Genomic DNA, 22,061 nt, shown 5'->3' with positions numbered 1-22,061 from the left:
GAAGCGTTATTCTCAGATGTCACGTCGGCGCGCCTTGCTGGCACTGCTGGTCGCCAGCCCGTGGCCGCAGGCATGGGCGCATGGCGATGAGGCGGCCAGCACCCATGCCCGTGCCATCACCGGGAGCGACAGCGATGTCCTGACCGTGGTCGGGCCGTGGGAACTGACCGGGCTCGATCCCTCCCGCGCCGGGTACATGTTCGCCCGCATGGAAGTCGTGCAGACCCTGCTGGAGGTGGACGATGCCGGGCAGTTGCAGGCGGGGCTGGCGACGGCCTGGCAGGTCAGCGCCGATGGCCTGCAATGGCGCTTTGCGCTGGCCCGCGGACGGCGCTACCACGATGGGAGCGAAGTCACGCCCGCCAGCATCCTGGCCTGTCTGCAGCGCGCCGCTGTCTTGCCAGGTGTACTGCAACTGGCAGGCATCACGGCCATGACTGTGCAGCAAAGTGATCTGGTGGTGTCTCTGCGCCAGCCCTTCGGCCCGCTGCCTTATCTGCTCACGCATTACTCCACGCAGATCCTGGCGCCGGCCAGTTTCGATGCACGGGGCAAGGTAGTGGCCATCCTCGGCAGCGGCCCGTTCCGCATCAAGTCGATCAGCCTGCCGCAGCAGTTTGATGTCGAGCGGGTGGAGGGCGGGGCGGGCAGGGCGGTACGGCGTGCGCGCTACATCAGCGTTTCACGCGCGGAAACGCGTACGCTGCTGGTCCAGAGCGGCCAGGCCGATCTGGCCTTTTCGCTCGATCCGCCCAGCATCCGCGCGCTGCACAATAGTCCGCATGCCGTGCTGCTGTCGGCCATGCTGCCGCGTACCACCATCCTCAAGCTCAACGCCGGCCATCCTTTTCTGGCCGATGTGCGGGTGCGCCGCGCCATCTCCCTGGGCATCGAGCGCGAGGGCATCGCCCGTGCCTTGCTGCGCGATGCCGACCTCGGTGCGACGCAACTGCTGCCGCCGTCGCTGGCACGCTGGCATGATGCCCGCCTGCCGCCGCTGCATACCGATCTCCGGCAGGCGCGCCGCCTGCTGGAAGAAGCCGGCTGGCGCCTCGGTGCCGATGGCGCCCGCTGGAAGGATGGCCAGAAGCTGCAACTGAGCCTGATCACCTTCGTCGATCGTCCCGAGCTGCCGCTCATCGCCACCGCCCTGCAGGAAGAAATGCGCCAGATCGGCATCGCCGTGCGCGTACAGATCGGCAATTCCAGCGACATCCCGGCCGGTCATCGCAGCGGCCAGTTGCAGATGGCGCTGGCCGCGCGCAACTACGGCAACCTGCCCGACCCGGTGGCCAGCCTCTTGCAGGACTTCGGCCCGCAAGGGGGCGACTGGGGCGCCATGGGCTGGCATGACGGGGAAGTCCCGGCCCTGCTGGCCCGGCTGGCGGCGCTCCCGAGCGGCGACGCCAACACCGGGCGAGCCGAGCGCGAGCGCATCGTGGCCGTCTTGCAGGCGCAGTTGCCGGTGATCCCGGTGCTGTGGTATCGCCAGACCTGTGCCGTCAGTGGTCGCCTGCGCGGCGCCAGCATCGATCCCTTCGAACGCAGTTATCGCATCGCTTCCCTGCAATGGACCTGACCCGCCTTCTGCTGCTGCCACCGGCCACGCGCCGGCAACTGGCCGGCGCCTTGAGCCAGCGCCTGCTGCAAGCCGCCCTGGTGGCCTTGCTGGTGGGCACGCTCTGTTTCTTCATGACACGCCTGCTGCCGGGCGACATGGCCTATCGCATCGCCGCCGGTCGTTACGGCTACGACATGGTGACCACCGAGGCGGCCCTGGCCGTGCGCGCCGAACTGGGCCTGGACCAACCCTGGTTCATGGCCTTGAGTCAATGGTGGAGTCGTCTGCTGCACCTGGACCTGGGGGTGTCTCAGGTGACGGCGCTGCCGGTGCTGGTGGAAATCGCGCATCAGCTGGGCCCCACGCTGCGCCTGTCCTTCCTGGCGATGGTGCTGTCGCTGCTGATCGGCCCGCCCCTCGGTGTGCTGGCCGGACTGCATCCGGGTGGCTGGATCGATCGCGCCACGCTGGCAGTGTCGGTGTTGTTGCGGGCCTTGCCTTCCTTCCTGTTGGGCCTGGTGCTGGTCCTGCTGTTCTCGGTGCAGCTGGGCGCCTTGCCGGCGGCGGGGCATACCGACCACGGTGGCATTGTGTTGCCGGCGCTGACGCTGGCACTGGGGCTGGCGGCAGTGTCCTGCCGGGTGGCGCGCGATGCCATGGTGCAGGTGCGCGCCTCCGATTACTTCGCCTTCGCGCTGACCAAGGGACTCACGCCCGGGCAAGCCTTGCTGCGCCATGGCGTGCGCAATGTGGCCGCACCGGTCACGGCCTATCTGGGAGTGCAACTGGTGATGCTGGTCGAAGGGGTGGTGCTGGTGGAGACCATCTTCGCCTGGCCCGGCATCGGTCACGCCTTGGTGCATGCCATCTTCGGACGGGACGTGCCGATGATCCAGGGCACGGCGCTGGTGCTGGGCCTGTTGTTCGTTCTCTTCAATGCGCTGGTCGATGCCGCCTGCGCCTTCATCGATCCGCGCCGCCGACCATGAATCTGTCTACCTCCGAATGGCCGCTGCAGCCGGGCACACGGCGCTGGCGACCCACGCAGATCGCGGGCCTGTTGCTGCTGTTGTTGATTTTCCTGTTCGCCTGGCTGGGGCCGCTGCTCATCGATGCCGATCCGGCGCGCCAGCAATTGGCGCGCTTTCTTGAAACGCCCAGCCTGGCCCATCCGCTGGGCTACGACCAGCTCGGTCGCGACATGCTGGCAAGACTGGCGCATGGCGCGCGGCTGTCGCTGGCGCTGGCGCTGCTGAGCGTGCTCTCGGCGGCGCTCCCCGGGGTACTCATCGGCTTGCTGGCGGCCTGGTGCGGCGGCTGGACCGAGCGTGTGCTCTCCGCCCTGGCCGATGCCGTGCTGGCCCTGCCGGGCCTGTTGCTGGTGTTGCTGCTGGCGGCCTTTGCTCCGGGCGGCTTCTGGCCTTTGTATGTGGGTATCTCGCTGGCCTTGTGGGTGGAGTATTTCCGCGTGGTGCGCGCCGCCAGCCGCATCCTGCTGGCCAGTCCGCAGGTGGAAGCCTCGCGCCTGCTGGGATTCGGGGCCGTCTACATCATGCGCCGCCATCTGCTGCCGGCGCTGCTGCCACGGTTGTTGACGCTGATGCGCTTCGGCCTGGCGGGTGCGGTGCTGGCGATGTCGGCCTTGGGTTTCGTCGGCGTCGGGCTGCAGCCGCCCACGGCGGAACTGGGCGTGATGATGATCGAACTGCTGCCGTATTACCGCGAAGCACCCTGGCTGCTGGGCGGGCCGGTGCTGGTGCTGTTCCTCACCTTGCTGGGTTTGCTGTTGTCGTCAGGACAGAAGGAGCAGGAATGAACATTCTTTCCTCGAATGCGGCATTGCGGGTGCAGGACCTGTCGGTCTGGCACGGCCAGAGCGCGCTGGTACAGGGCATCGATTTCTCCATTGCGCGCGGTGGGGTGATGACGCTGCTGGGCGAGAGCGGTTCGGGCAAGTCGCTGCTGGCCCAGGCCATCATGGGCAATCTGCCGGCCAGCCTGCATGCCAGCGGCCGGATCGAGATCGATGGAGCGACCACCGAGGCCGCCGATGCCGCGTCACGCCGGCGCGGCTGGGGGCGGCGCGTGGCGCTGCTGCCGCAGGAGCCCTGGCTGGCGCTGGACCCGACCATGACAGTGGCGCATCAGGTGGCCGAGACCTATGAGCTGGTCAGCCGTCCCGCCGCCGACAGCCGCCACGAGAGCCTGCGCGGCGCGCGCCGCCAGGCCCGTACGCTGGCCGGGCAGGCCCTGGCCAGCCTGGGGCTGGAGGCAGCGGCCGATCATTACCCCTTCATGATCTCGGGCGGGATGGCCCAGCGCGTGGCATTCCTGGCCACCCACGCCGCGGGCGCGCCGCTGTTGATCATCGATGAGCCGACCAAGGGGCTGGATGCGGACCGGCGCGGCGAGGTGCTGGCCCTGTTGCAGAGGGCGCAGCAGCAGGGCATGAGTCTGCTGTGCATCACCCATGATGTGTGGCTGGCGCGCGCGCTGGGCGGCGAACTGGCGGTGATGCTGGAGGGGCGCATGGTCGAGCGCGGCCAGACTGAAGCACTGCTGGCGCGGCCCGGGCACGCCTACACGCGTCGACTGCTGGCGGCTGATCCGGCGTGCTGGGCGCAACCGGCGGCGACCGTGTCCACGGCATCGGCTCCGGCCTCCTCCGTGCTCGTCGAGCTCAGCCAGGTGGCCAAGTCCTTCGGTGAGCAGCCTTTGTTCAGCGGCATCAGTGCACGTCTGCATGCCGGGGAAATCGTCGCCGTCAGCGGCCCCAGCGGCGTCGGCAAGACTACTTTCGGCAATATCGTGCTGGGCCTGCTGCGGCCCGATGCCGGACAGGTCACGCGGGCGGCCGGTCTGGCGCGCACCGCCTTCCAGAAGATCTATCAGGACCCGGCGGCGGCCTTTGCGCCCACCGTCACGCTGCGTCAGTCATTGCGCGATCTGGTGCGCCTGCATGGACTGGACTGGCAGCCTCTGGAGGATCTGCTGGCGCGCATGCGGCTCTGTCCCAGTCTGCTGGAGCGCCTGCCGCGCCAGGTCTCGGGCGGGGAGTTGCAGCGCATTGCGCTGGCGCGCGTGCTACTGATGCGTCCGGCCCTGATCTTTGCGGATGAACCGACTTCGCGCCTGGACCCGCTGACCCAGCAGGAGGTCATCGCACTACTGGTGGAGCAGGCCAGGGAGGCGGGTAGCGCCGTGCTGCTGGTGACGCATGATGCCCAGATCGTGCGCTGCGTGGCAGACCGGCGCCTGCTGCTGGGGCCACCGCCCTAGGGCCTGTTCAGGCGCTGCCTTGCCGGTCGTCGTGCTGCGGGTAAGCCGTCTCCTTCTGGCTGCCCAGCAGCACATTGGTCCATTTCCCTTGGGCTGAGCTGGCCCCTTCCGGCAGGAGCATGTAGGACAGGCTCTGCAGGCCGCAATACTGTTCCAGATAATCGCGCGCGTGCGCCATGCGCTCGCGCAGTTGCGTGATGCTGTCCTTGCCGCCGGGCCGCATCGGCAGGAATTCGAAGAGCACTTCCGGATGCAGGAATTCGGTGAGGTGCTGGACGACCTGCTCGACATCGGGCGCCTCGCTGCTGAATTCGTGATGGGCCGGGGCCGCTTCGTCACGCAGCTGGTAGCGGATCAGGCAGCGCATCTTCACCTCCGCCCCGGGTGTTCGGGGATCATCGTCAGGCGCGGATAGTCGTGCTGGATCGCACGGTCGCGACCCTGTTCCTTGGCGCGGTAGAGGGCAGCGTCGGCGGTGTCGATCAGTTCGCGGGCATCGACCTGTGCACCCTTGCCGCTGGCCAGGCTGGCGACTCCTACGCTGATGGTGACGTGTCCCACCGAGCTGCCTTCATGCGGGATGTCGAGGGCGCGCACGGCCTGTACCAGCCGGTTGGAAATGGCATGGGCGCTGGCAGCGTTGCAGTTGGGCAGGATCAGCGCAAATTCCTCGCCGCCATAGCGTGCCACGATGTCGCCCTGGCGACGTGCCACGCTGTTGAGGGCAGCCGCCACCTGCTTGAGACAGATGTCGCCGGCAGCATGACCATAGGTATCGTTGTAGCGCTTGAAGTGGTCCACATCCACCATGATCAGCGAGAGCGACTCGCCGGAACGGTTCAGTCGCGCCAGTTCAGCGGTGAGCGCCGCATCGAAGTAGCGGCGGTTGAAGACGTCGGTCAGGCCGTCCTTCTGCGACTGCGCTTCCAGGGTGCGATAGAGCCTTTCCAGTTCGGTCCGGGCGGTGATGGCTTCGAGCTCGGCATTTTCGCGTCCGGCCACCTGCGCCACCAGGCGGTTGCCGCCATAGCCGATGACGATGAGCAGAAGCAGCACCGCGATGCCGCGGATCCACACGCGCCGTGTCCAGTCTTCCAGGACGTCGTCCTTGGCCAGCGCCACGGCGACGAACAGGGGATACAGGCTGCAATGCTGGAAACTGGTCAGGCGCACGATATCGTCGCGCGGCGAGCGCATCTCGAAGCTGCCTTCTTCGGCCCGGCTGAGGTATCGGGTCACCAGCACGGACTTGGAGATGTCCAGGCCAATGGAATAGCTCAGCAGCGGCTGACGATAGATCACGGTGCCTTCGTTGAGGCCGAACAGGATGGCGCCGTCGCGGCCGATGGCGAACTGTTCGTAGTAGCGCTGGAAGTGGCTGAGGTCGACATCGGCCACCACCACCCCGGCAAAGCTGCCGTCGGTGTGGTTCACGCGCCGGCTCATGGTCACGATCCACTGGCCGTTGGTGCGGCTGCGCATGGGCTTGCCGATGTAGGCCTGGTCGGTGCGCAGGCGCTGGTGATGCAGGAAGTAATCGTCCTGGATGTAGCGGTGTTCCAGAGTGGCCTGCGAGGTACCGATGGCCAGGCCCGTTTCGTCATACACCATCAGACTGGCCAACTGCGGTACGGCCGCCACCGAGGCCACCATGAAATCATGGGTACGCTGGCGCCCGGCCACGCCGGGACCGTCATATTCCATATGCTCCTGGATGCCTTGCAGGACCACGTCGATTTCCTTGAAGGACTGGTCGGCATGCTGGGTCATGGCCAGTGCCATGTTGGAGGCATTGCGGATGGCCTCGTCGGTGGCCACCTCATAGGCACGCCAGGCCGACCACGCCTCCAGCAGCAGGATGACGAGACAGACCACGACCACGAACAGCTTGGCTGTTCTGGATGCGCGCTGGATTCTGTGTTCTGGCATGTTGTCGCTTTCCCCCGGAAACGGCTTTACCCCCCGGCGCCCTGTTGCCTGTCTGCATTGTTGTTCAGGCTGTTGGGCGCGTCTATCAGGGATGTCCTGAACTTGTATCGAGATTAACAGATTCCCCTGATGCAAGGGCGAGCCGCCGTTGCCTGTACCCCTCAGTCGTAGCGGCGGCTGAACAGGATGTTCAGGCCATTGATGGTGCCGGCCCGCGCCACCACCGACCAGCGTCGCGAGATCTGCCAGGTGGCCTTGGCTACGCTGGCCGCGCCCTGCAGGCTCTGCTCGTAGCCCAGCGTGATCTTCTGGGTGATGGCCTTGCCCAGGTTGACCACCTGGTCATCGGTCAGCCCCGATTCGCTGGAACCGATGCTGAACTGGTCCAGCCCGATATCCTTGGCGATGCGCTTGCCGCCCATGTTGCCCACCAGCGCCAGGGCCTGGCTGCTGGCGGTACGCTGGCCGATGCTGGAACTGTCGGTGCCGTGACCGAACATCATCCAGGACAGTTTTTCGTCATCCGGCACATTGGGTTCGGACACCAGTTGCACGCGTGGCTGGTTGACGTTGCCGGTCACCGAGACCCCGGCTTCGACATCCTGGTTGCGGCGCATGGCCAGGATGTTGATGTTGGGATTGGCGATCGGGCCCTGGAAGTTGATGATGCCGCGCTCGATATTGAGTTTGGTGCCAAAAGCTTCATAGCTGCCCTCGGCCACGTTGATGGTGCCCGTGGCGCGCAGCGGGGAGAGCGGTTCGCTACGAACATTCATATCACCCCGCAAACGCAGGTCGGCGCCGCTGCCACGGAAGCGGAAGTCGTTGCCCAGATCGAGCGCCAGGTTGATGACGGGGGCGAACTTGCTGGCCGGTTTCTCGGTGGCCGCTTCCAGTTTCTGTTGTGACGAGGCGGCTGCACCGACGCGGTTCTTGCCGCTGCGGCTGACGATGACCACGTCATCGCCCAGCTTGGGCGCGCTGCTCTTGGGCAGGTCGAAGAGGGCACGGTCGACGGTGAACTTGCCATCGACCCGCAACTGTTCGTTGACGTTGCTGATCTTGCCTTCGCCGGAGAGCATCAGCTGGCGGTCGGGGCTGGCGAACAGTTCCAGATGGTCGGCGGTGAGGGTGGCGTTGAGGTCCGGATTATCCGCACCCAGCTGGACCTTGCCACCGGCGCGCAGGGTGCCGCGTCCGCCGTGGAACTCGATCTGACGCAGATCGATCACGTTGCTGTCCATGACGATACGCACGATGCCATCCTTCAACTGGATACCCTGGTCGAATTCGGTCACGGCCAGGTTGTCGCCATTGATGGCGCCCGACAGGCGCGGCTGGGCGAGCGTGCCGCCGGCGTTGAGGGTGGCGGCCAGCTTGCCGTTGAGGCTCACTTGCGGGCCGATCAGGTCGCCCACGCGCTTGAGTTCCGGTACATCGAGGCTGGCCCTGAGGTTCAGCGGCGATTCGGGCGCGAGGGCCAGCAGTGCATCCACACGACGCAGGCCGACCTCGCCACCCAGCTCCAGTGTACCGATGCGCGCGGCGTTGACGCGCCCGGTGACATTCATGCGTTCGCCCTGGAACTGGCCGCGCAGCTGCAGTTCGGACAGGCCCAGCGCCGCTTCGCCCACGCTGGTGGTGACCCGCAGATCGCCCGACTTGCGCGCGATCTGCAGGTAGCCGCTGGCAGTCTCGGCCAGGCTGAAGTCCCAGTCGCTGTCCAGCACCAGGTCGGTCTTGACGGGCGGCGGCGTCCCGGTGAACTGCTGCACCAGTTCAAGTACCCGGCCCACATCCAGCGCGCGCACCTGTCCCGCCGAAGCCAGTCGGCCCTGGTGGTAGGACAGGCGCTTCAGTTCCAGCGCGCTGTGGTCGATCTCGATGCGGGTGCTGCCGGTCTCGATGTCGTCGGCCGACGCGTCCAGTGTGAGCGGGCTGGTCAGGGCGATGCGCGGCAGGCCCTGGTTGCTGAACTGGTCCAGGCTGCCGGCCCAGCCATAGTTGCCACGGGTCTTTTCGGTGAGCTTGCCGTGCGCGGCCAGGTTCAGGTCCAGCGGCTGGTCGGCCAGCTTGCCCCTGGCCTGCATGGACAGGGTGTGGCTGGCATAGGTGCCATCCAGTTTCAGGGCCAGGCGTGCCAGTTCGGCGTGCGGACCGCTGTAGCCGTCGCCTTCGATGCTCAGGGACAGGCGGTTGTCGGGCGAGGCCACACCGGCAGCCAGGTTGCTGTGCAATTCGCTCTGGCCGGTCAGGTGATGCAGCTTGTGCGCACCGAAGGCCAACTGCTCGGCCTGCAGGCTGGCCAGCAGGTTGGGGCGCTCGCGCGTGCCGGTGAGGATGCCATCCACCCGCAACAGGCCGGCCAGTCCATAGCCCAGCCGCGCGAGCTGCGGCGCATCGACCTTGAGCCTGAGCTTGTCGCGGGCGGCACCGAAGCTGCCGTCCAGGTCCAGCGTATTGCCGGCGATCTGCACATTGGCGTGGCTGGGCATCAGGCGCATGCCGGCCAGGTTGATGTCGCCCTGGCCGCGCATGGGGAGGGCATCGTAAGTACTGTCGTGGATGCGGAAACCCAGCTTGAGCTTCAGTTCCGGAGAGAGCGCACCGGCGGCGTCGAAGTCCATGTTGATGCGCGCCGGGATGGGCTTGGAGGTGGTCGCGGCAACGCGCTTGCGGCCCTTGCCGGAGGTGGTCGGGGGCGGCCTCACCGCCTGCAGCACGGCGGTCGGATCGAAGTCCACCAGCCGGCCCTTGAAGGCGTAATCCATTGCATTGGCGGTCTGCAGGGTACCGGAGGTCTCCAGGCGCGATTTGCCGGCGCTCAGCGAGGCGTCGCGCAGTTGTACTTGATCCTTGCCGATGAGGCTGTCCACATGCAGCTTCAGGGTGCTGTCCTGCAGGGTCAGCAGGAGTTGCTGGGCGTCGGGCGCAAGCGTGACATCCACCGGCCCGGAAAGCCGGGTTGGCCGCACCTGGTGATGCAGCTGGTTCAGGTCCAGGTCGCTCACGCGCAGCTTGAACTGTCCCGCCATGGGCTCAGCCTTGCCGGGCTCGCTACTGCCGGGACGAAACTGCCCGCTGCCTTCGATGCGTGCGTGCTGCGGCAGGCGGATCTCCAGCCGCGACAGGGTTTGTTGCTGCAGGTCCAGCTTCAGGTCGGCGCTGGCCGAGAGCAACGGCAAGCGTTGCTGGTCCAGGCTGCCGGGGCGGGCATTGTCGATCTCCACACGGCCCGCCACCTGCAAGGGAGCGTCGGCGGCCAACCCGGCAGGTGGTGCCAGGTCGGCGCGCAGGTTCAGGTCGGCGGCGGGCGCTGCGGCGTTGAAGGCTTGCGGATTGAGGTGCTGCAGGTCCACCCTGGCACGCTTGAGCGGGATACTGGCAAAGGGCGTGGCGACGATGTCGGCATTACCCTTGAGCTTGTCGCCGCCCGCCGTGAGCGCGATGCCCAGTTCCTGCAGCGAGCCCGACAATTGCGCGTTGAGCTGGTATTGCTCCTTGTTCTCGCCGTACTGGTAGGCCCCGGCCAGTTCCAGCCCGCCACCGATGGCAAACGGCGGCTTGCCGTTCAGATGCAGCAAGGCAGTGGCGTCGCCGAAGGCGGTGTTGAGGCTGTCCAGCACCAGCGTATGTTGCACGCCGTCGGAGTTGCCATGCAGCTTGAGCTTGGCGAGTTCGGTGGTGGAAGTCCCTTGGATCAGTTTGAGGCTGGCCACGCTGATCTCGTGGATCTCCAGCGCCAGCGGGATCTCCAGCGAGGCCGGCAGGGTGCTCGGTTCGGAGGGCGAGGGTTGCTGGTTCAACTGCACGTTGCCCACGCGCAGGTAATCGAGGTTGAACTTGCGGCGCAACAGCGCCAGGTGCCAGCGCGCGTCGACGCTGTCGATGTCGAGGATGCGCTTCTCATCCTGGTAATGCAGGTCGCGCAGGCGCAGGCCGTCGGCGACCGTGCCGCCCAGCAGCTGGCCCGAAAGCTTGCCGTCCAGGGCCTTGACGGCGGTGTCCCAGAGCAGCCGCGCACCGCTTTCGGTATGGGTGGCCAACAGGGCGGCAGCGGCAACGGCCAGTACCAGCGCGGCCACGCTGCCGCCGCTCCACGCGGCGATGCGACGGCCGCTGCGGGCGCGACGACGCGGCGGCGGTGTGGCGGGGGCTTGTTGCGGATCGTGTTGCGGTTCGCTCATGCTGGGTGGTGATTCGAATTCAGTTCATCGGGAGGTGGGCGCGCTGCCGGTCCGGCGCTAGAACGCGATGCCCAGCGAAACGTGCGGCCGGATCTGGTGCTTCTGGATGCCATAGGCCAGGTCCAGGTTGAGCGTGCCGACCGGACTGCGCCAGCGCGCACCGGTACCGACCCCGTGATAGAAGGTCTTGTTGTTCCAGTTGTCGGCGGCTGCGCCCACGTCATAGAAGACCGCCGCCCCCCAGTTCTCGCTGAACCAGCGCTGGTACTCCGAGCTGCCCACGGCCAGGTACTTGGTCGGATAGACGGTACCGTTCTGCTCGTTGCCGATGCTCTGGTAGCTGTAGCCGCGCACCGAATCGTTGCCGCCGGTGCGAAACAGCAGCGAGGGCGGCACCGCTCCGGCACTGCCCGCCGTGAAGACCCCGCCCAGTTCTGCGCGCAGCACCACGATGTCGCGCTTGCCGACCGGCACGAACTGCTTGAAGCGGCCATACAGGCGCGAGAAGCTCTGGTCGGTCAGCAAGCCCTTGAGGGCGAAACCGGCTTCCAGGGTCAGCAGGTTGCCCTTGCGCGGGAAGATCGGGTCATCCACGTTGCGGCGCGACCAGGCAAAGCCCGGCACCAGCGCGCGGTGCTTGCCGGGCGTGACGATGGTGTTGGCGGGCAGGGTGCTGCCGTCTTCCTGGCTGAGCTCGTCGCGGTAATAGGTCAGCGAGTAGGTGGTGTCGTAGTTCTCGCTGTTGCGCGCGCGCTTGAACCCGACCTGCTGGCTGCGCAGATCGATGCCTTCCAGCTTGGTCCGGTCGTAGGAGGTATTGAGGCTGTTGACGAAGGCCTTGTCGTCCGGCGGCATGGCCAGCGACAGCACGCCGTACTGGCGCTTCTGCTCCAGCCGCAACTGACTGTCGAACACGTAGGCCTTGTTGAACACGTTGTAGTGCGAGTAGCGGCCCTCGACCTGGGCGCCGGTATCGGTGCTGTAGCCCACGCCGGCGCGGATGCGCTGGGTCGGGAACTCGGTGACCTGTACCTTCACCGGGGTCTGGTCGGGATGCGCGGGATCGTCATCGATGGCCACGATGGCATTGGAAAAATACGGCGTGTTCTGGATCTGCCGTTGCAGGGCCAGCAGGCGGTTGACGTCATAGGATTCGCCCACGATGAGCGGATTGACGTGGCGGATGATGCTTTCCGGGTAGCGCCGGGTGCCGGTGATCTGCACAGGCCCCAGCGTGAAGGCCGGACCGCTGTCATAGCGCACGGCCAGCTCGGCCTGGTGCTCGTCGGGATCGATACGCGCCTCGGAGCTGGCGATGCGGGCAGCGGCGTACTTCTTCTGCTGCAGTTTTTCCAGGCCGGCGTTCTTGGCGCGGTCCCAGTCTTCCTGGCGGAAGGGCTGGCCGACCGGCAGCGCCCAGTCTGCGCGGATACGCGCCACGGTGGCCTGGTCCTCGCGCGCGGCCACGCCGGTGACGCCGATGTCGGTCGCGCTGATGGCGGTGCGCGGACCGGGGTCTACGCTGATGGTGATGCGGCGTACCGCCTTCTTGCCCTCCGCGCCGGCATCGTCCTGCTGGCTGACCTTGGTGACGGGCGTGAAGTAACCCTCGGTGGAGGTCAGCTCACGCACCTGGTCGGCGGCGGTATCCATCATGAACTTGAGCTGCTCATCACTGATGTCGTCGCGGTCCTGGTAGCGCGAGAGGTCCAGGAAATCCTTGAGCAGCGACTGCACCGGCCGTGGGGCGTCGATCTGTACCTTGTAGGCGGCGTGGGCGGTATCGGCGGCGCACCAGAGGAAGGCGATGGCCAGACTGCGGGTCCAAGTCATTGATTCACTGCATCATCGGTTGTCGGTTGAGGCGGCCTGACGCGCCGCAAGGCAAGTCGGGTAGGATGAGGGCTGGCGGCATGCCACCCAGGCCTGACCTTTGCGCAGTGCGGATAGTTCCTGGCCGTGCAGGCGGCGCAAGCTTCATTTTCGGCTCGCCCTGCATGTCATCCTGTGACACGGTGCCATGCACGCCGCTTGCGGTATTGCCGGTGCAAGCCCCGGAGGGCCTGCCCGCCTGTTCATCCCGCTATTGTAATGCCCCGGCAGTGGTTGTCGTACGGGCAATCTGGCAGTTCATCGAAGGAGAATCCTGTGAGCAGTACCAGTAGTGTGAGCTTTGATGCGTATTCGGAAAAGGCGACTTGCGAGCGCCTGTTGTGGGTGCATCGCTGGACCGACAAGCTGTTGAGCTTTCGCACCACGCGCCCGGCCGGCTACGGTTTCACGGCCGGGCAGTTTGCGCGCCTGGGCCTGGAGATCGATGGCGAGGTGGTCTCGCGTGCCTATTCGATCACCTCGGCCGAAGGGGACGATTACCTGGAGTACTACGCCATCATCGTCCCGGAAGGAAAATTCACTTCACGCCTGAACCAGCTTCAGCCGGGCGATGCCGTCTGGGTCGAAAAGCTCAGTTACGGTTTCATGACTGCCGATCGTTTCGTCGATGGCCGCCAGTTGTGGATGCTGGCCACCGGTACCGGCCTGGGGCCATATGTCTCGATCCTGCAGCAGCCCGAGGTGTGGCAGCGATTCGAGGATTTGATCGTGGTCCACGGTGTACGCCAGCGCGAGGAACTGGCCTATACCGAAACCTTCGCCCGCTTGCAGCAGCAAGCCCGCGAGCAGGACTGGCCGGCGCGCCTGCATCGGCTGTGCTGCGTCACGCGCGAGGCCGACCTGCCGGTCGCCCCAGGCTGGCTGGGCGGGCGCATCACGACTCTGCTCCGGGACGGCCGGCTGGAACAGGCCAGCGGCCTGGCCCTGAGCCCCGAGCACAGCCGCGTGATGGCCTGTGGCAATCCGGACATGGTCACCGAGGTGCGCGAGTTGCTGCGGGAACGCGGCATGACGCCGCTGCGGCGTACCGGTGGCGGGCAGTTCGTGACCGAGGATTACTGGTGATGCAGGAGGCGCCCCGGTGCAAGCCCTTGAGGCGTCAGCCGGACAAAGCCAGGACGCTGCGATGCAGCTTGGGCGTACCTGGGCTTGATGGTGCGTGCTGGTGAGGAGCGATGAGAATTCCGTGGGAACCTCACACGATATCGAGCCAGGCCACAAATATTTTTTAGATATCTTCACTAAAAGCTTGGGATCGAATATTTTCTATTGACACCTCGAAATAATTCGATTTTTTGTGGGAATAACGCACTTTCCTTTCTATTTTCTTCAGATTTTCTCTATCTCCTAACGATGGAAGTTTTCGCGATGCCGTAGTGGCATCGTCCGACATGGGGAGCCGACATCGATGCAGACAAATCGAGGGCGCCAGCCGAGGCAATACAAAGGCGATATATGGGAGGATGAACGCGGGCAATGATGTCGCGGAGTCGCCACCTGTCAGTCAATTGAACCATTTGGGGGTAGCATGAATTTGAAGAAAGTCCTGCACGTTGCCATAGCCGATGATCATCCCATCGTGTTGGGCGCGCTTCGGGGTGAGCTGGCGCGCCTGCCGGAAATCCGTATCGACCTGGAAGTCGAGAATGGCGAAGCCCTGATCAACGCGCTCAAGCGTTCGCCGTGCGAGATCGTCATCACCGACTTCGCCATGCCGGCCGATGACAGCGACGAGTCCGATGGCTTCGCGCTGGTCAAGCGCCTCAAGACCGAGCATCCGTCGACCAAGGTGATCGTCTACACCGCCATGAACAATGGTGCGGTCATCCGGCGCCTGTATCGCATGGGCGTGTTTGCCGTCATCAACAAGCGCGAGAAGACCGACGAGCTGATCAATGCCTGCCTGGCCACCCAGAGCAGCAAGCAGCTGTATTTCCCGGTCTCGCTGCGCGGCGAGCTGGAGATGAGCTGGGCCCAGGGCGAGGGCTTCGGCCTGGTGCGCGAGCTGACCCAGAGCGAGCTGGAAGTGGTGCGTCTGTTCGTCGAGGGGCAGTCTTTGGGGGAAATCTGCGTGCGCCTTTCGCGCACGCCCAGCACCATCAGCACTCACAAGAACAATGCCATGCGCAAGCTGGGATTGAGTACGGATGCGGAGCTGATCAAGTATGCGTATTCGACGGGGATGATCAACTGACCCAGGAAAGTGCCCGGCACCGCATTGGTGCCGGCCTTGTCGGGGAGGGGAGCAGAGGAGGTAAGGCGGCGCGGCCCGCCAAAACAAAAAGCCCGGTCACCAGGACCGGGCTTTTTGCTTGAATCTGTGGGGTGGCTGATGGGACTCGAACCCACGACGACAGGAATCACAATCCTGGACTCTACCAACTGAGCTACAGCCACCGTCGACTGTCAGACAGACTCGCGTCCGTCATCAAGTAAGCAAAAGATTATACAAACACTTGAAGGGAATGGCAACACAATTTCCATGCAAATTGGCAATTCCCCTGAAATTCCTTCCTCACCCAGCCAGGATCTGCTTCACCCACCGGCTTGTGGCAGCAAGGCCCGTACCGGGGGATCGAGCTTGAGCAGCCCCCGGAAGGCCTGTTCCAGCGTCGTGCCGCTGGCCGTGGTGAAGCCGGCCAGCGACCCGGTGGCGGCCCGGGTCTGCAAGCCCTCGGTCTGCAGCAGGCGTTGCAGTTGCCGGGTGACGGCCTGGCCGGTATCGATGATCTCCGGGACCTCACCGATCAGGCGTTTGCATACGCTCTCGATGGCCGGGCGCACGAAGGGGTAGTGGGTGCAGCCCAGTACCAGCGTATCGGCGCCCTGCTCCAGGAGGGGTGCCAGATAGCGCTCCAGCAGTTGCACCGTCGCTGGCGAGAACAGTTCACCTTTCTCGATCAGGTCCACCAGGCCCACGCAGGCCTGGGGCAGGTAACGCACCTGATACTGCGCCTGCATCTGCTGCTGCAACAAGGCAAAGCGCGTGCTGGCCAGCGTGCTGCGCGTGGCCAGCACGCCGACGGTGCCGCTGCGGGTTTGCTGGGCAGCCGGTTTGAGGCCGGGCTCGATGCCCACCACGATCAGTTGCGGCCAGTGCGCGCGGATGGCCTGGATGGCGGCGGCGGTGGCGGTATTGCAGGCCACCACCAGGGCCTTCACGCCTTGCTCCAGCAGGAAGGAGGCGATGGCCAGGGAGCGCTCCACGATTTGCGCTTCGGTCTTGTCGCCATAGGGCGCATAGCCGGAGTCGGCAAAGTAGAGCAATTGTTCGCGCGGCAGGGCGGCGTGGATGTGACGCAGCACCGACAGGCCGCCGATGCCGGAATCGAAAATGCCGACCGCGGCATCAGCTGCGGTCGGCATTGCGGTAGTGCTGTCAGACCCTGCGGCAGAAGGCACGCTGACCTGCTTGACGGCTTCATTCATGGTGCTGCGCGCGCTCCTGCTGCGAGGCTTGCCTGAGTTTGATCAGGCCGTGGTGACGGGGATCTTGGAAAGCGACACGCTCTGGGCGATCTTTTCCTTCCATTCGGCCGGCCCGGTGTTGTGCACCGAGATGCCGTTGGCGTCCACGGCCACCGTCACCGGCATGTCCTTGACGTCGAACTCGTAGATCGCTTCCATGCCCAGGTCGGCAAAACCCAGCACCTTGGCCGACTTGATCGCCTTGGAGACCAGGTAAGCCGAACCACCCACGGCCATCAGGTAGGCCGACTTGTGCTTCTTGATCGCCTCGATGGCAGCCGGGCCGCGCTCGGACTTGCCGATCATGGAGATCAGACCGGTCTGCTCCAGCATCATGTCGGTGAACTTGTCCATGCGGGTGGCGGTGGTCGGGCCAGCCGGACCCACCACTTCGTCGCGTACCGGATCGACCGGGCCGACGTAGTAGATCACGCGGTTGGTGAAGTCCACCGGCAGCTTCTCGCCCTTGGCCAGCATGTCCTGGATGCGCTTGTGGGCGGCATCGCGGCCGGTCAGCATCTTGCCGTTCAACAGCAGGGTCTGGCCCGGCTTCCAGGATGCGACTTCTTCCTTGGTCAGGGTGTCCAGATTGACGCGCTGGGACTTCTCGGTGTCGGCTACCCAGTGCACTTCAGGCCAGTCCGACAGCGACGGCGGTTCCATGTAGGCCGGGCCGGAGCCATCCAGCACGAAGTGGCCGTGGCGGGTCGCGGCACAGTTGGGGATCATGGCCACGGGCTTGGAGGCCGCATGGGTCGGGTGCATCATGATCTTCACATCCAGCACGGTGGTCAGGCCGCCCAGGCCCTGTGCGCCGATGCCCAGTGCGTTGACCTTCTCATAGAGCTCGATACGCAGTTCTTCGGTCTTGTTCTGCGGGCCGCGCTTCAAGAGCTCGTACATGTCGATGTCTTCCATCAGCACTTCCTTGGCCATCAGCATGGCCTTCTCGGCGGTGCCGCCGATGCCGATACCCAGCATGCCCGGCGGGCACCAGCCGGCACCCATGGTCGGGACCGTCTTCAAGACCCAGTCCACCAGGTTGTCGGAGGGATTCAACATGACGAACTTGGTCTTGTTCTCGGAGCCGCCGCCCTTGGCCGCGATCTGCACGTCCACGGTGTTGCCGGGCACCAGTTCCATGTGGATCACGGCCGGGGTGTTGTCCTTGGTGTTCTTGCGCTCGAACTGCGGGTCGGCCACGATGGAGGCGCGCAGCACGTTGTCCGGGTGCGAGTAGCCGCGGCGCACGCCTTCGTTGACGGCGTCGGCGATCGAGCCCGAGAAGCCTTCGAAGCGCACGCCCATGCCGATCTTCAGGAACACATTGACGATGCCGGTATCCTGGCAGATCGGGCGCTTGCCCTCGGCGCACATGCGCGAGTTGGTCAGGATCTGTGCGATGGCATCCTTGGCGGCCGGGCTTTGCTCGGTCTCGTAGGCGCGGGCCAGATGCTGGATATAGTCGGCCGGATGGTAGTAGCTGATGTACTGCAGCGCGGCGGCGACGGATTCGATGAGATCGTCTTGCTTGATGATGGTCATGGCTGGTTCTCTCGGTTTGGATGAGGCAAAGTCAGTGCGGCTTGTCGGACGATTCGGTCGGATGCACCATCAGCCGGTCGCAATATGCGATGGCCATGGCCGACAAGAGGAAGGCGATATGGATGCCGGTCTGGGCGATGAGCGTCTTGGCATCATACAGATTGGCGTTGATGAAGGTTTTGAGCAGGTGGATCGACGAGATCCCGATGATGGCCGTGGCCAGCTTGACCTTCAGGACAGAAGCATTCACATGCGAGAGCCACTCGGGCTGGTCCGGATGGCCTTCCAGGTTCATGCGGGAGACGAAAGTTTCATATCCGCCCACGATCACCATGATCAGCAGGTTGGAAATCATCACCACGTCGATCAGCGCCAGCACCACCAGCATGATGGTTTGTTCATTGAGCTTTTCCGGGCGGATGGCGCCGGGAATGGCCACGGCGTCCAGGATGTGAGCCAGCGAACTGGCACTGCCCATGGCCGCACCGATCAGGTCCACCAGCTCGACCCAGAAGTGATAGACGTAGACGCACTGCGCCAGGATCAGCCCCAGATAGAGCGGCAGTTGCAGCCAGCGGCTCATGAAAATCAGGTTGGGCAGGATGCCGATCTTGCGGGGAGGCTGGGGCGACGAGTTTTTCATGGGTCTGGGCTACGCGTGATTCTGGCGATGGTGGCGATATCCGAGGAGGGCGCCGACTGCGGAGGACCAGCGCGGCTTCGGATTTGGGGCCGTATTCTACACGCCCTTCGCCCATTTCCGGGGACCCGCCTCGCAAGCGCCGTGGACAGTGCCTGCGGGAAACATCGACCTGTGCCAGAATGCCAATATGTTGTCTTGAACATCAGAGAACATTGCAGCGATATGAAGGTCTGCGTCCATGGAGTCAGCGCACTACTGCGCCGCTCCGACGCCTACCAAGGCGCCGTCATCGCCGGTCAGCCCTGATGCAAGCGGCTTCCCGCCCCGATGGGTGCTGCTTGTGTAAGGACTGAGTAAGTGAAACGGCCTATGTTTTGCGGAAAGCAAAAACAAACCTTTTGGAGACTACCGTGGCAGACATCGAGACATTCAAGCAAGAGAACCGCGTATTCGCACCGCCGGCCGAGCTGGTCAAGCACGCCGCCATTTCGGGCATGGACGCCTACCAGGCCCTGAACGCCGAATTCGAAAAAGACTACGAAGGCAGCTGGGCCAAGCTGGCCAAGGACAACCTGAAGTGGCACAAGCCTTTCACCCAGACGCTGGATGAATCCAACGCACCGTTCTACAAGTGGTTCGCCGATGGCCAGGTGAACGTTTCGTACAACTGCCTGGACGTCAACCTGGACAACGGCAATGCCGACAAGACTGCCGTCATCTTCGAATCCGACGACGGCAAGGTCACCCGCGTGTCCTATCGCGAACTGCACCAGAAGGTCTGCCAGTTCGCCAACGGCCTCAAATCGCTGGGCATCAGGAAGGGTGACCGCGTGGTCATCTACATGCCCATGTCGGTTGAGGGCGTGGCCGCCATGCAGGCGTGTGCGCGCATCGGTGCGACGCACTCGGTGGTCTTTGGCGGCTTCTCCGCCAAATCCCTGCACGAGCGCGTCATCGACGCTGGCGCCGTGGCCGTGCTGACCGCGGATTACCAGGTGCGCGGCGGCAAGCAGCTGCCCTTGAAATCCATCGTCGATGAAGCCTTGGCCATGGGCGGCTGCGACACCCTGAAGCACGTGGTCGTCTACAAGCGCGCCGGTGCCGAGATCAACTGGGTCGAAGGGCGCGATCTGTGGCTTTCCGACGTGGTGGCCAACCAGCCCGATACCTGCGAGCCGGAATGGGTGGATGCGGAGCATCCGCTGTTCATCCTCTACACCTCCGGTTCCACCGGCAAGCCCAAGGGCGTGCAGCATTCCTCGGCCGGCTACCTGCTGTGGGCCGTGCTGACCATGAAGTGGACCTTCGACATCAAGCCTGATGATGTCTACTGGTGTACTGCCGACATCGGCTGGATCACCGGCCACACCTACATCGCCTATGGCCCGCTGGCCGTGGGTGCGACCCAGATCGTCTTCGAAGGCGTACCCACCTATCCGAACGCTGGCCGCTTCTGGGACATGGTGGCGCGCCACAAGGCCACCATCTTCTACACCGCACCGACGGCGATCCGTTCGCTCATCAAGGCCGCCGATGCAGATGAGAAGGTCCACCCGAAGCAATACGACCTGTCCTCGCTGCGCATCCTCGGTTCGGTGGGTGAGCCCATCAATCCGGAAGCCTGGATGTGGTACTACAAGAACGTTGGCCGCGAGAATTGCCCCATCGTCGACACCTTCTGGCAGACCGAGACCGGCGGCCACATGATTTCACCGCTGCCGGGCGCAACGCCCCAGGTACCCGGTTCCTGCACGCTGCCGTTGCCGGGCATCACGGCAGCCATCGTCGATGAGACTGGCAATGACATCCCCAATGGCAATGGCGGCATCCTGGTAGTCAAGCGTCCGTGGCCGTCGATGATCCGCACCATCTGGAACGATCCGGAGCGCTTCAAGAAAAGCTACTTCCCGGAGGAGCTGGGTGGCAACATCTATCTGGCTGGCGACGGCGCGGTGCGCAACAAGGAGACCGGCTACTTCACCATCACCGGGCGTATCGATGATGTGTTGAACGTCTCCGGCCACCGCATGGGCACCATGGAAATCGAATCGGCGCTGGTCGCCAACAGCATCGTGGCCGAGGCCGCCGTGGTCGGCAAGCCCGATGAAACGACGGGTGAATCGATTTGCGCCTTCGTGGTCTTGAAGCGTCCGCGTCCGACCGGAGACGAGGCCAAGCAGATTGCCAAGGAGCTGCGCGACTGGGTGGCCAAGGAAATCGGTCCGATTGCCAAGCCCAAGGAAATCCGTTTCGGCGACAACCTGCCCAAGACCCGTTCCGGCAAGATCATGCGTCGTCTGCTGCGCGTGCTGGCCAAGGGCGAGGCGATCACGCAGGACGTCTCCACACTGGAAAATCCGGCCATCCTGGATCAGCTCAAGGAAGCGCAGTAAGCCTGATACTGCCGTTGCAAGGCGGCGGCAGGCAAACCGGCGGGGCAGGGCGTTGTGGTAGCGATGCCTGGTCCTGCCGGTTTTTTTATGGTCTTTTTGAAAAACATGCAGAAAAGACTTGGCTTCGCCGAGAAGCTTGCTATAATGCGTGGCTTCGCTGAACGCGAACCCAAATCCAGGAGAGGTGGATGAGTGGTTTAAGTCGCACGCCTGGAAAGCGTGTATAGGTTCATAGCCTATCGGGGGTTCGAATCCCCCCCTCTCCGCCAGTAGTGCTAAAAGCCCCGCATTGCGGGGCTTTTTTATTGCTCGCCACTTTGCCGGACGATCCCGAATCAGAACCGCACTTTCAGATAGGCCGATGGCCCGGTCAGTTTCACATCGAGTGCGGCTTGCGAACTGCCGCCATCGCGGTCGATATGAATGCGGGTGATGCCATAGTCGGCGCCAATGCCGAGGTTTTTCAGCGGATACCATTCCACGCCCAGAGCCGCGCCATAGATGTGTCCGGTCACCGTCCCCCAGTTTTTCCTGACCCCCGAAGCCTCGGCATACAGTCGCAGGTCCTTGCTGAAAGCGTGCTTCCATCCGAGCTCAAGAAGCGGTGCGAAGGTCTTTTCGGTATCGCTTTCATCGAGGGAACCGGTGGTGCCGTTGAAGACACCATTGGCTCTGAGATCATAGTGGGCGCGGTAATAACCAGCGCCCAGGCCGATGCCGAACACGTCATTGCCCTTGCCCAGCCACCACTTGTAGGCCAGCGAGGCGAAGTCCACCTCGATATTGGCGTTGGCTGTGCCGGCCAGGATGGCTGGCGTACCGCCGACGTTGAAGGAGCGCGAAGTGCTGTAGCTGTAGTCGTTGCGGTAGCGGAAATAATCGAAGGACAGCCCCTGGCTGTCTCCCAGCAGAAGTTCGGCGCGCAAGCGCGGCAGGGTGGTGCGGTTGCGGTCGATGTCGCCGCTGTCAGCGGAGCCGTAGCGCGTATTGGCCTGGACGTTGAAGGTCGGATTGACGTAATAGCCGCCTGCCGACAGGCTGAAACGATCCAGCGCCGGTGAGGGATCTGCATGGGCGCCTTGAGCAAGCAGGCTCAGTGCAACCGTGCCGGAAAGAGAAGCCATCAGGCGAAATGTCCTGATGGGCAAGCAAGGACGTGCGAG

General features: G+C 64.4%; 15 protein-coding genes and 2 tRNA genes. 8 read left to right on the top strand and 9 right to left on the bottom strand.

Features of this window, described 5'->3' with window-relative positions:
* The first annotated feature begins 16 nt into the window (after nt 1-16).
* The 4 genes from ACODSZ_RS00205 to ACODSZ_RS00190 are packed head-to-tail and all read left to right on the top strand — an operon-like array spanning nt 17 to nt 4,840.
* Complete coding sequence (locus ACODSZ_RS00205) at nt 17-1,579, top strand: ABC transporter substrate-binding protein (protein ID WP_488926933.1); 1,563 nt, start codon at nt 17-19, stop codon at nt 1,577-1,579.
* On the top strand, nt 1,570-2,550 hold the full coding sequence (locus ACODSZ_RS00200; RefSeq protein WP_008327283.1) for an ABC transporter permease: 981 nt from the start codon (nt 1,570-1,572) through the stop codon (nt 2,548-2,550). Before ACODSZ_RS00205 ends, ACODSZ_RS00200 begins: the two co-directional genes overlap by 10 nt.
* Nucleotides 2,547-3,377 carry an ABC transporter permease gene (locus ACODSZ_RS00195; RefSeq protein WP_488926793.1) on the top strand — a complete coding sequence of 277 codons (831 nt, stop codon included), beginning with the start codon at nt 2,547-2,549 and terminating at the stop codon, nt 3,375-3,377. Before ACODSZ_RS00200 ends, ACODSZ_RS00195 begins: the two co-directional genes overlap by 4 nt.
* The gene (locus tag ACODSZ_RS00190; RefSeq protein ID WP_488926792.1) at nt 3,374-4,840 is read left to right on the top strand and encodes an ABC transporter ATP-binding protein; all 1,467 of its coding nucleotides are present in this window, start codon (nt 3,374-3,376) and stop codon (nt 4,838-4,840) included. Before ACODSZ_RS00195 ends, ACODSZ_RS00190 begins: the two co-directional genes overlap by 4 nt.
* Nucleotides 4,841-4,847: 7 nt before the next feature.
* On the opposite strand, the gene ACODSZ_RS00185 is transcribed toward ACODSZ_RS00190, so the two are convergent.
* From ACODSZ_RS00185 to ACODSZ_RS00170, 4 genes are all read right to left on the bottom strand, one after another.
* The gene (locus ACODSZ_RS00185; protein ID WP_488926791.1) at nt 4,848-5,207 is read right to left on the bottom strand and encodes a hypothetical protein; all 360 of its coding nucleotides are present in this window, start codon (nt 5,205-5,207) and stop codon (nt 4,848-4,850) included.
* Between the two features lie 2 nt (nt 5,208-5,209).
* On the bottom strand, nt 5,210-6,769 hold the full coding sequence (locus ACODSZ_RS00180; protein WP_175343014.1) for a sensor domain-containing diguanylate cyclase: 1,560 nt from the start codon (nt 6,767-6,769) through the stop codon (nt 5,210-5,212).
* Between the two features lie 161 nt (nt 6,770-6,930).
* Nucleotides 6,931-10,956 (bottom strand): translocation/assembly module TamB domain-containing protein, encoded by a 4,026-nt coding sequence (locus ACODSZ_RS00175; protein WP_488926790.1) that lies wholly within the window; start codon nt 10,954-10,956, stop codon nt 6,931-6,933.
* A gap of 57 nt (nt 10,957-11,013) precedes the next feature.
* The gene (locus ACODSZ_RS00170; RefSeq protein WP_175343012.1) at nt 11,014-12,789 is read right to left on the bottom strand and encodes an autotransporter assembly complex protein TamA; all 1,776 of its coding nucleotides are present in this window, start codon (nt 12,787-12,789) and stop codon (nt 11,014-11,016) included.
* A gap of 315 nt (nt 12,790-13,104) precedes the next feature.
* Here ACODSZ_RS00170 and ACODSZ_RS00165 point away from each other — a divergent pair, with 315 nt between their 5' ends.
* Nucleotides 13,105-13,914 carry a ferredoxin--NADP reductase gene (locus ACODSZ_RS00165; RefSeq protein ID WP_488926789.1) on the top strand — a complete coding sequence of 270 codons (810 nt, stop codon included), beginning with the start codon at nt 13,105-13,107 and terminating at the stop codon, nt 13,912-13,914.
* Nucleotides 13,915-14,377: 463 nt separating this feature from the next.
* Nucleotides 14,378-15,043 carry a response regulator gene (locus ACODSZ_RS00160; RefSeq protein WP_008327293.1) on the top strand — a complete coding sequence of 222 codons (666 nt, stop codon included), beginning with the start codon at nt 14,378-14,380 and terminating at the stop codon, nt 15,041-15,043.
* Between the two features lie 127 nt (nt 15,044-15,170).
* Here the strand turns inward: ACODSZ_RS00160 and ACODSZ_RS00155 are convergent.
* The 4 genes from ACODSZ_RS00155 to ACODSZ_RS00140 all read right to left on the bottom strand — a co-directional run bounded on the left by ACODSZ_RS00155 (nt 15,171) and on the right by ACODSZ_RS00140 (nt 18,505).
* Nucleotides 15,171-15,246 (bottom strand) — tRNA-His (locus ACODSZ_RS00155).
* A 138-nt stretch (nt 15,247-15,384) separates the two neighbouring features.
* Nucleotides 15,385-16,278: a glutamate racemase gene (gene murI, locus ACODSZ_RS00150; RefSeq protein ID WP_008327294.1), complete on the bottom strand. Its 894-nt coding sequence runs from the start codon at nt 16,276-16,278 to the stop codon at nt 15,385-15,387.
* A gap of 42 nt (nt 16,279-16,320) precedes the next feature.
* Entirely contained in the window at nt 16,321-17,862 is a 1,542-nt protein-coding gene (locus ACODSZ_RS00145; RefSeq protein ID WP_008327295.1) for a fumarate hydratase, read from the bottom strand.
* Nucleotides 17,863-17,893: 31 nt separating this feature from the next.
* Nucleotides 17,894-18,505 carry a YqhA family protein gene (locus tag ACODSZ_RS00140; RefSeq protein WP_008327296.1) on the bottom strand — a complete coding sequence of 204 codons (612 nt, stop codon included), beginning with the start codon at nt 18,503-18,505 and terminating at the stop codon, nt 17,894-17,896.
* Between the two features lie 410 nt (nt 18,506-18,915).
* Between ACODSZ_RS00140 and acs the strand changes: the two genes are divergently transcribed.
* Together acs and ACODSZ_RS00130 are read left to right on the top strand one after the other, a co-directional pair.
* Complete coding sequence (acs, locus tag ACODSZ_RS00135; RefSeq protein ID WP_008327298.1) at nt 18,916-20,898, top strand: acetate--CoA ligase; 1,983 nt, start codon at nt 18,916-18,918, stop codon at nt 20,896-20,898.
* Between the two features lie 178 nt (nt 20,899-21,076).
* Nucleotides 21,077-21,167 (top strand) — tRNA-Ser (locus ACODSZ_RS00130).
* Nucleotides 21,168-21,233: 66 nt separating this feature from the next.
* On the opposite strand, the gene ACODSZ_RS00125 is transcribed toward ACODSZ_RS00130, so the two are convergent.
* Nucleotides 21,234-22,022 carry a hypothetical protein gene (locus ACODSZ_RS00125; RefSeq protein ID WP_299535931.1) on the bottom strand — a complete coding sequence of 263 codons (789 nt, stop codon included), beginning with the start codon at nt 22,020-22,022 and terminating at the stop codon, nt 21,234-21,236.
* Between the last annotated feature and the right edge of the window lie 39 nt (nt 22,023-22,061).

This window comes from Herbaspirillum sp. FG34 (genome assembly GCF_057809315.1).
Note: the sequence above shows the minus strand (reverse complement) of the source record. Positions and strands in the feature narration are given on the sequence as shown.

Coding starts and splice junctions, on each gene's coding strand:
- ACODSZ_RS00205 (WP_488926933.1), top strand. CDS start 17: ATGTCACGTCGGCGCGCCTTGCTGGCACTGCTGGTCGCCAGCCCGTGG.
- ACODSZ_RS00200 (WP_008327283.1), top strand. CDS start 1,570: ATGGACCTGACCCGCCTTCTGCTGCTGCCACCGGCCACGCGCCGGCAA.
- ACODSZ_RS00195 (WP_488926793.1), top strand. CDS start 2,547: ATGAATCTGTCTACCTCCGAATGGCCGCTGCAGCCGGGCACACGGCGC.
- ACODSZ_RS00190 (WP_488926792.1), top strand. CDS start 3,374: ATGAACATTCTTTCCTCGAATGCGGCATTGCGGGTGCAGGACCTGTCG.
- ACODSZ_RS00185 (WP_488926791.1), bottom strand. CDS start 5,207: ATGCGCTGCCTGATCCGCTACCAGCTGCGTGACGAAGCGGCCCCGGCC.
- ACODSZ_RS00180 (WP_175343014.1), bottom strand. CDS start 6,769: ATGCCAGAACACAGAATCCAGCGCGCATCCAGAACAGCCAAGCTGTTC.
- ACODSZ_RS00175 (WP_488926790.1), bottom strand. CDS start 10,956: ATGAGCGAACCGCAACACGATCCGCAACAAGCCCCCGCCACACCGCCG.
- ACODSZ_RS00170 (WP_175343012.1), bottom strand. CDS start 12,789: ATGACTTGGACCCGCAGTCTGGCCATCGCCTTCCTCTGGTGCGCCGCC.
- ACODSZ_RS00160 (WP_008327293.1), top strand. CDS start 14,378: ATGAATTTGAAGAAAGTCCTGCACGTTGCCATAGCCGATGATCATCCC.
- murI (WP_008327294.1), bottom strand. CDS start 16,278: ATGAATGAAGCCGTCAAGCAGGTCAGCGTGCCTTCTGCCGCAGGGTCT.
- ACODSZ_RS00145 (WP_008327295.1), bottom strand. CDS start 17,862: ATGACCATCATCAAGCAAGACGATCTCATCGAATCCGTCGCCGCCGCG.
- ACODSZ_RS00140 (WP_008327296.1), bottom strand. CDS start 18,505: ATGAAAAACTCGTCGCCCCAGCCTCCCCGCAAGATCGGCATCCTGCCC.
- ACODSZ_RS00125 (WP_299535931.1), bottom strand. CDS start 22,022: ATGGCTTCTCTTTCCGGCACGGTTGCACTGAGCCTGCTTGCTCAAGGC.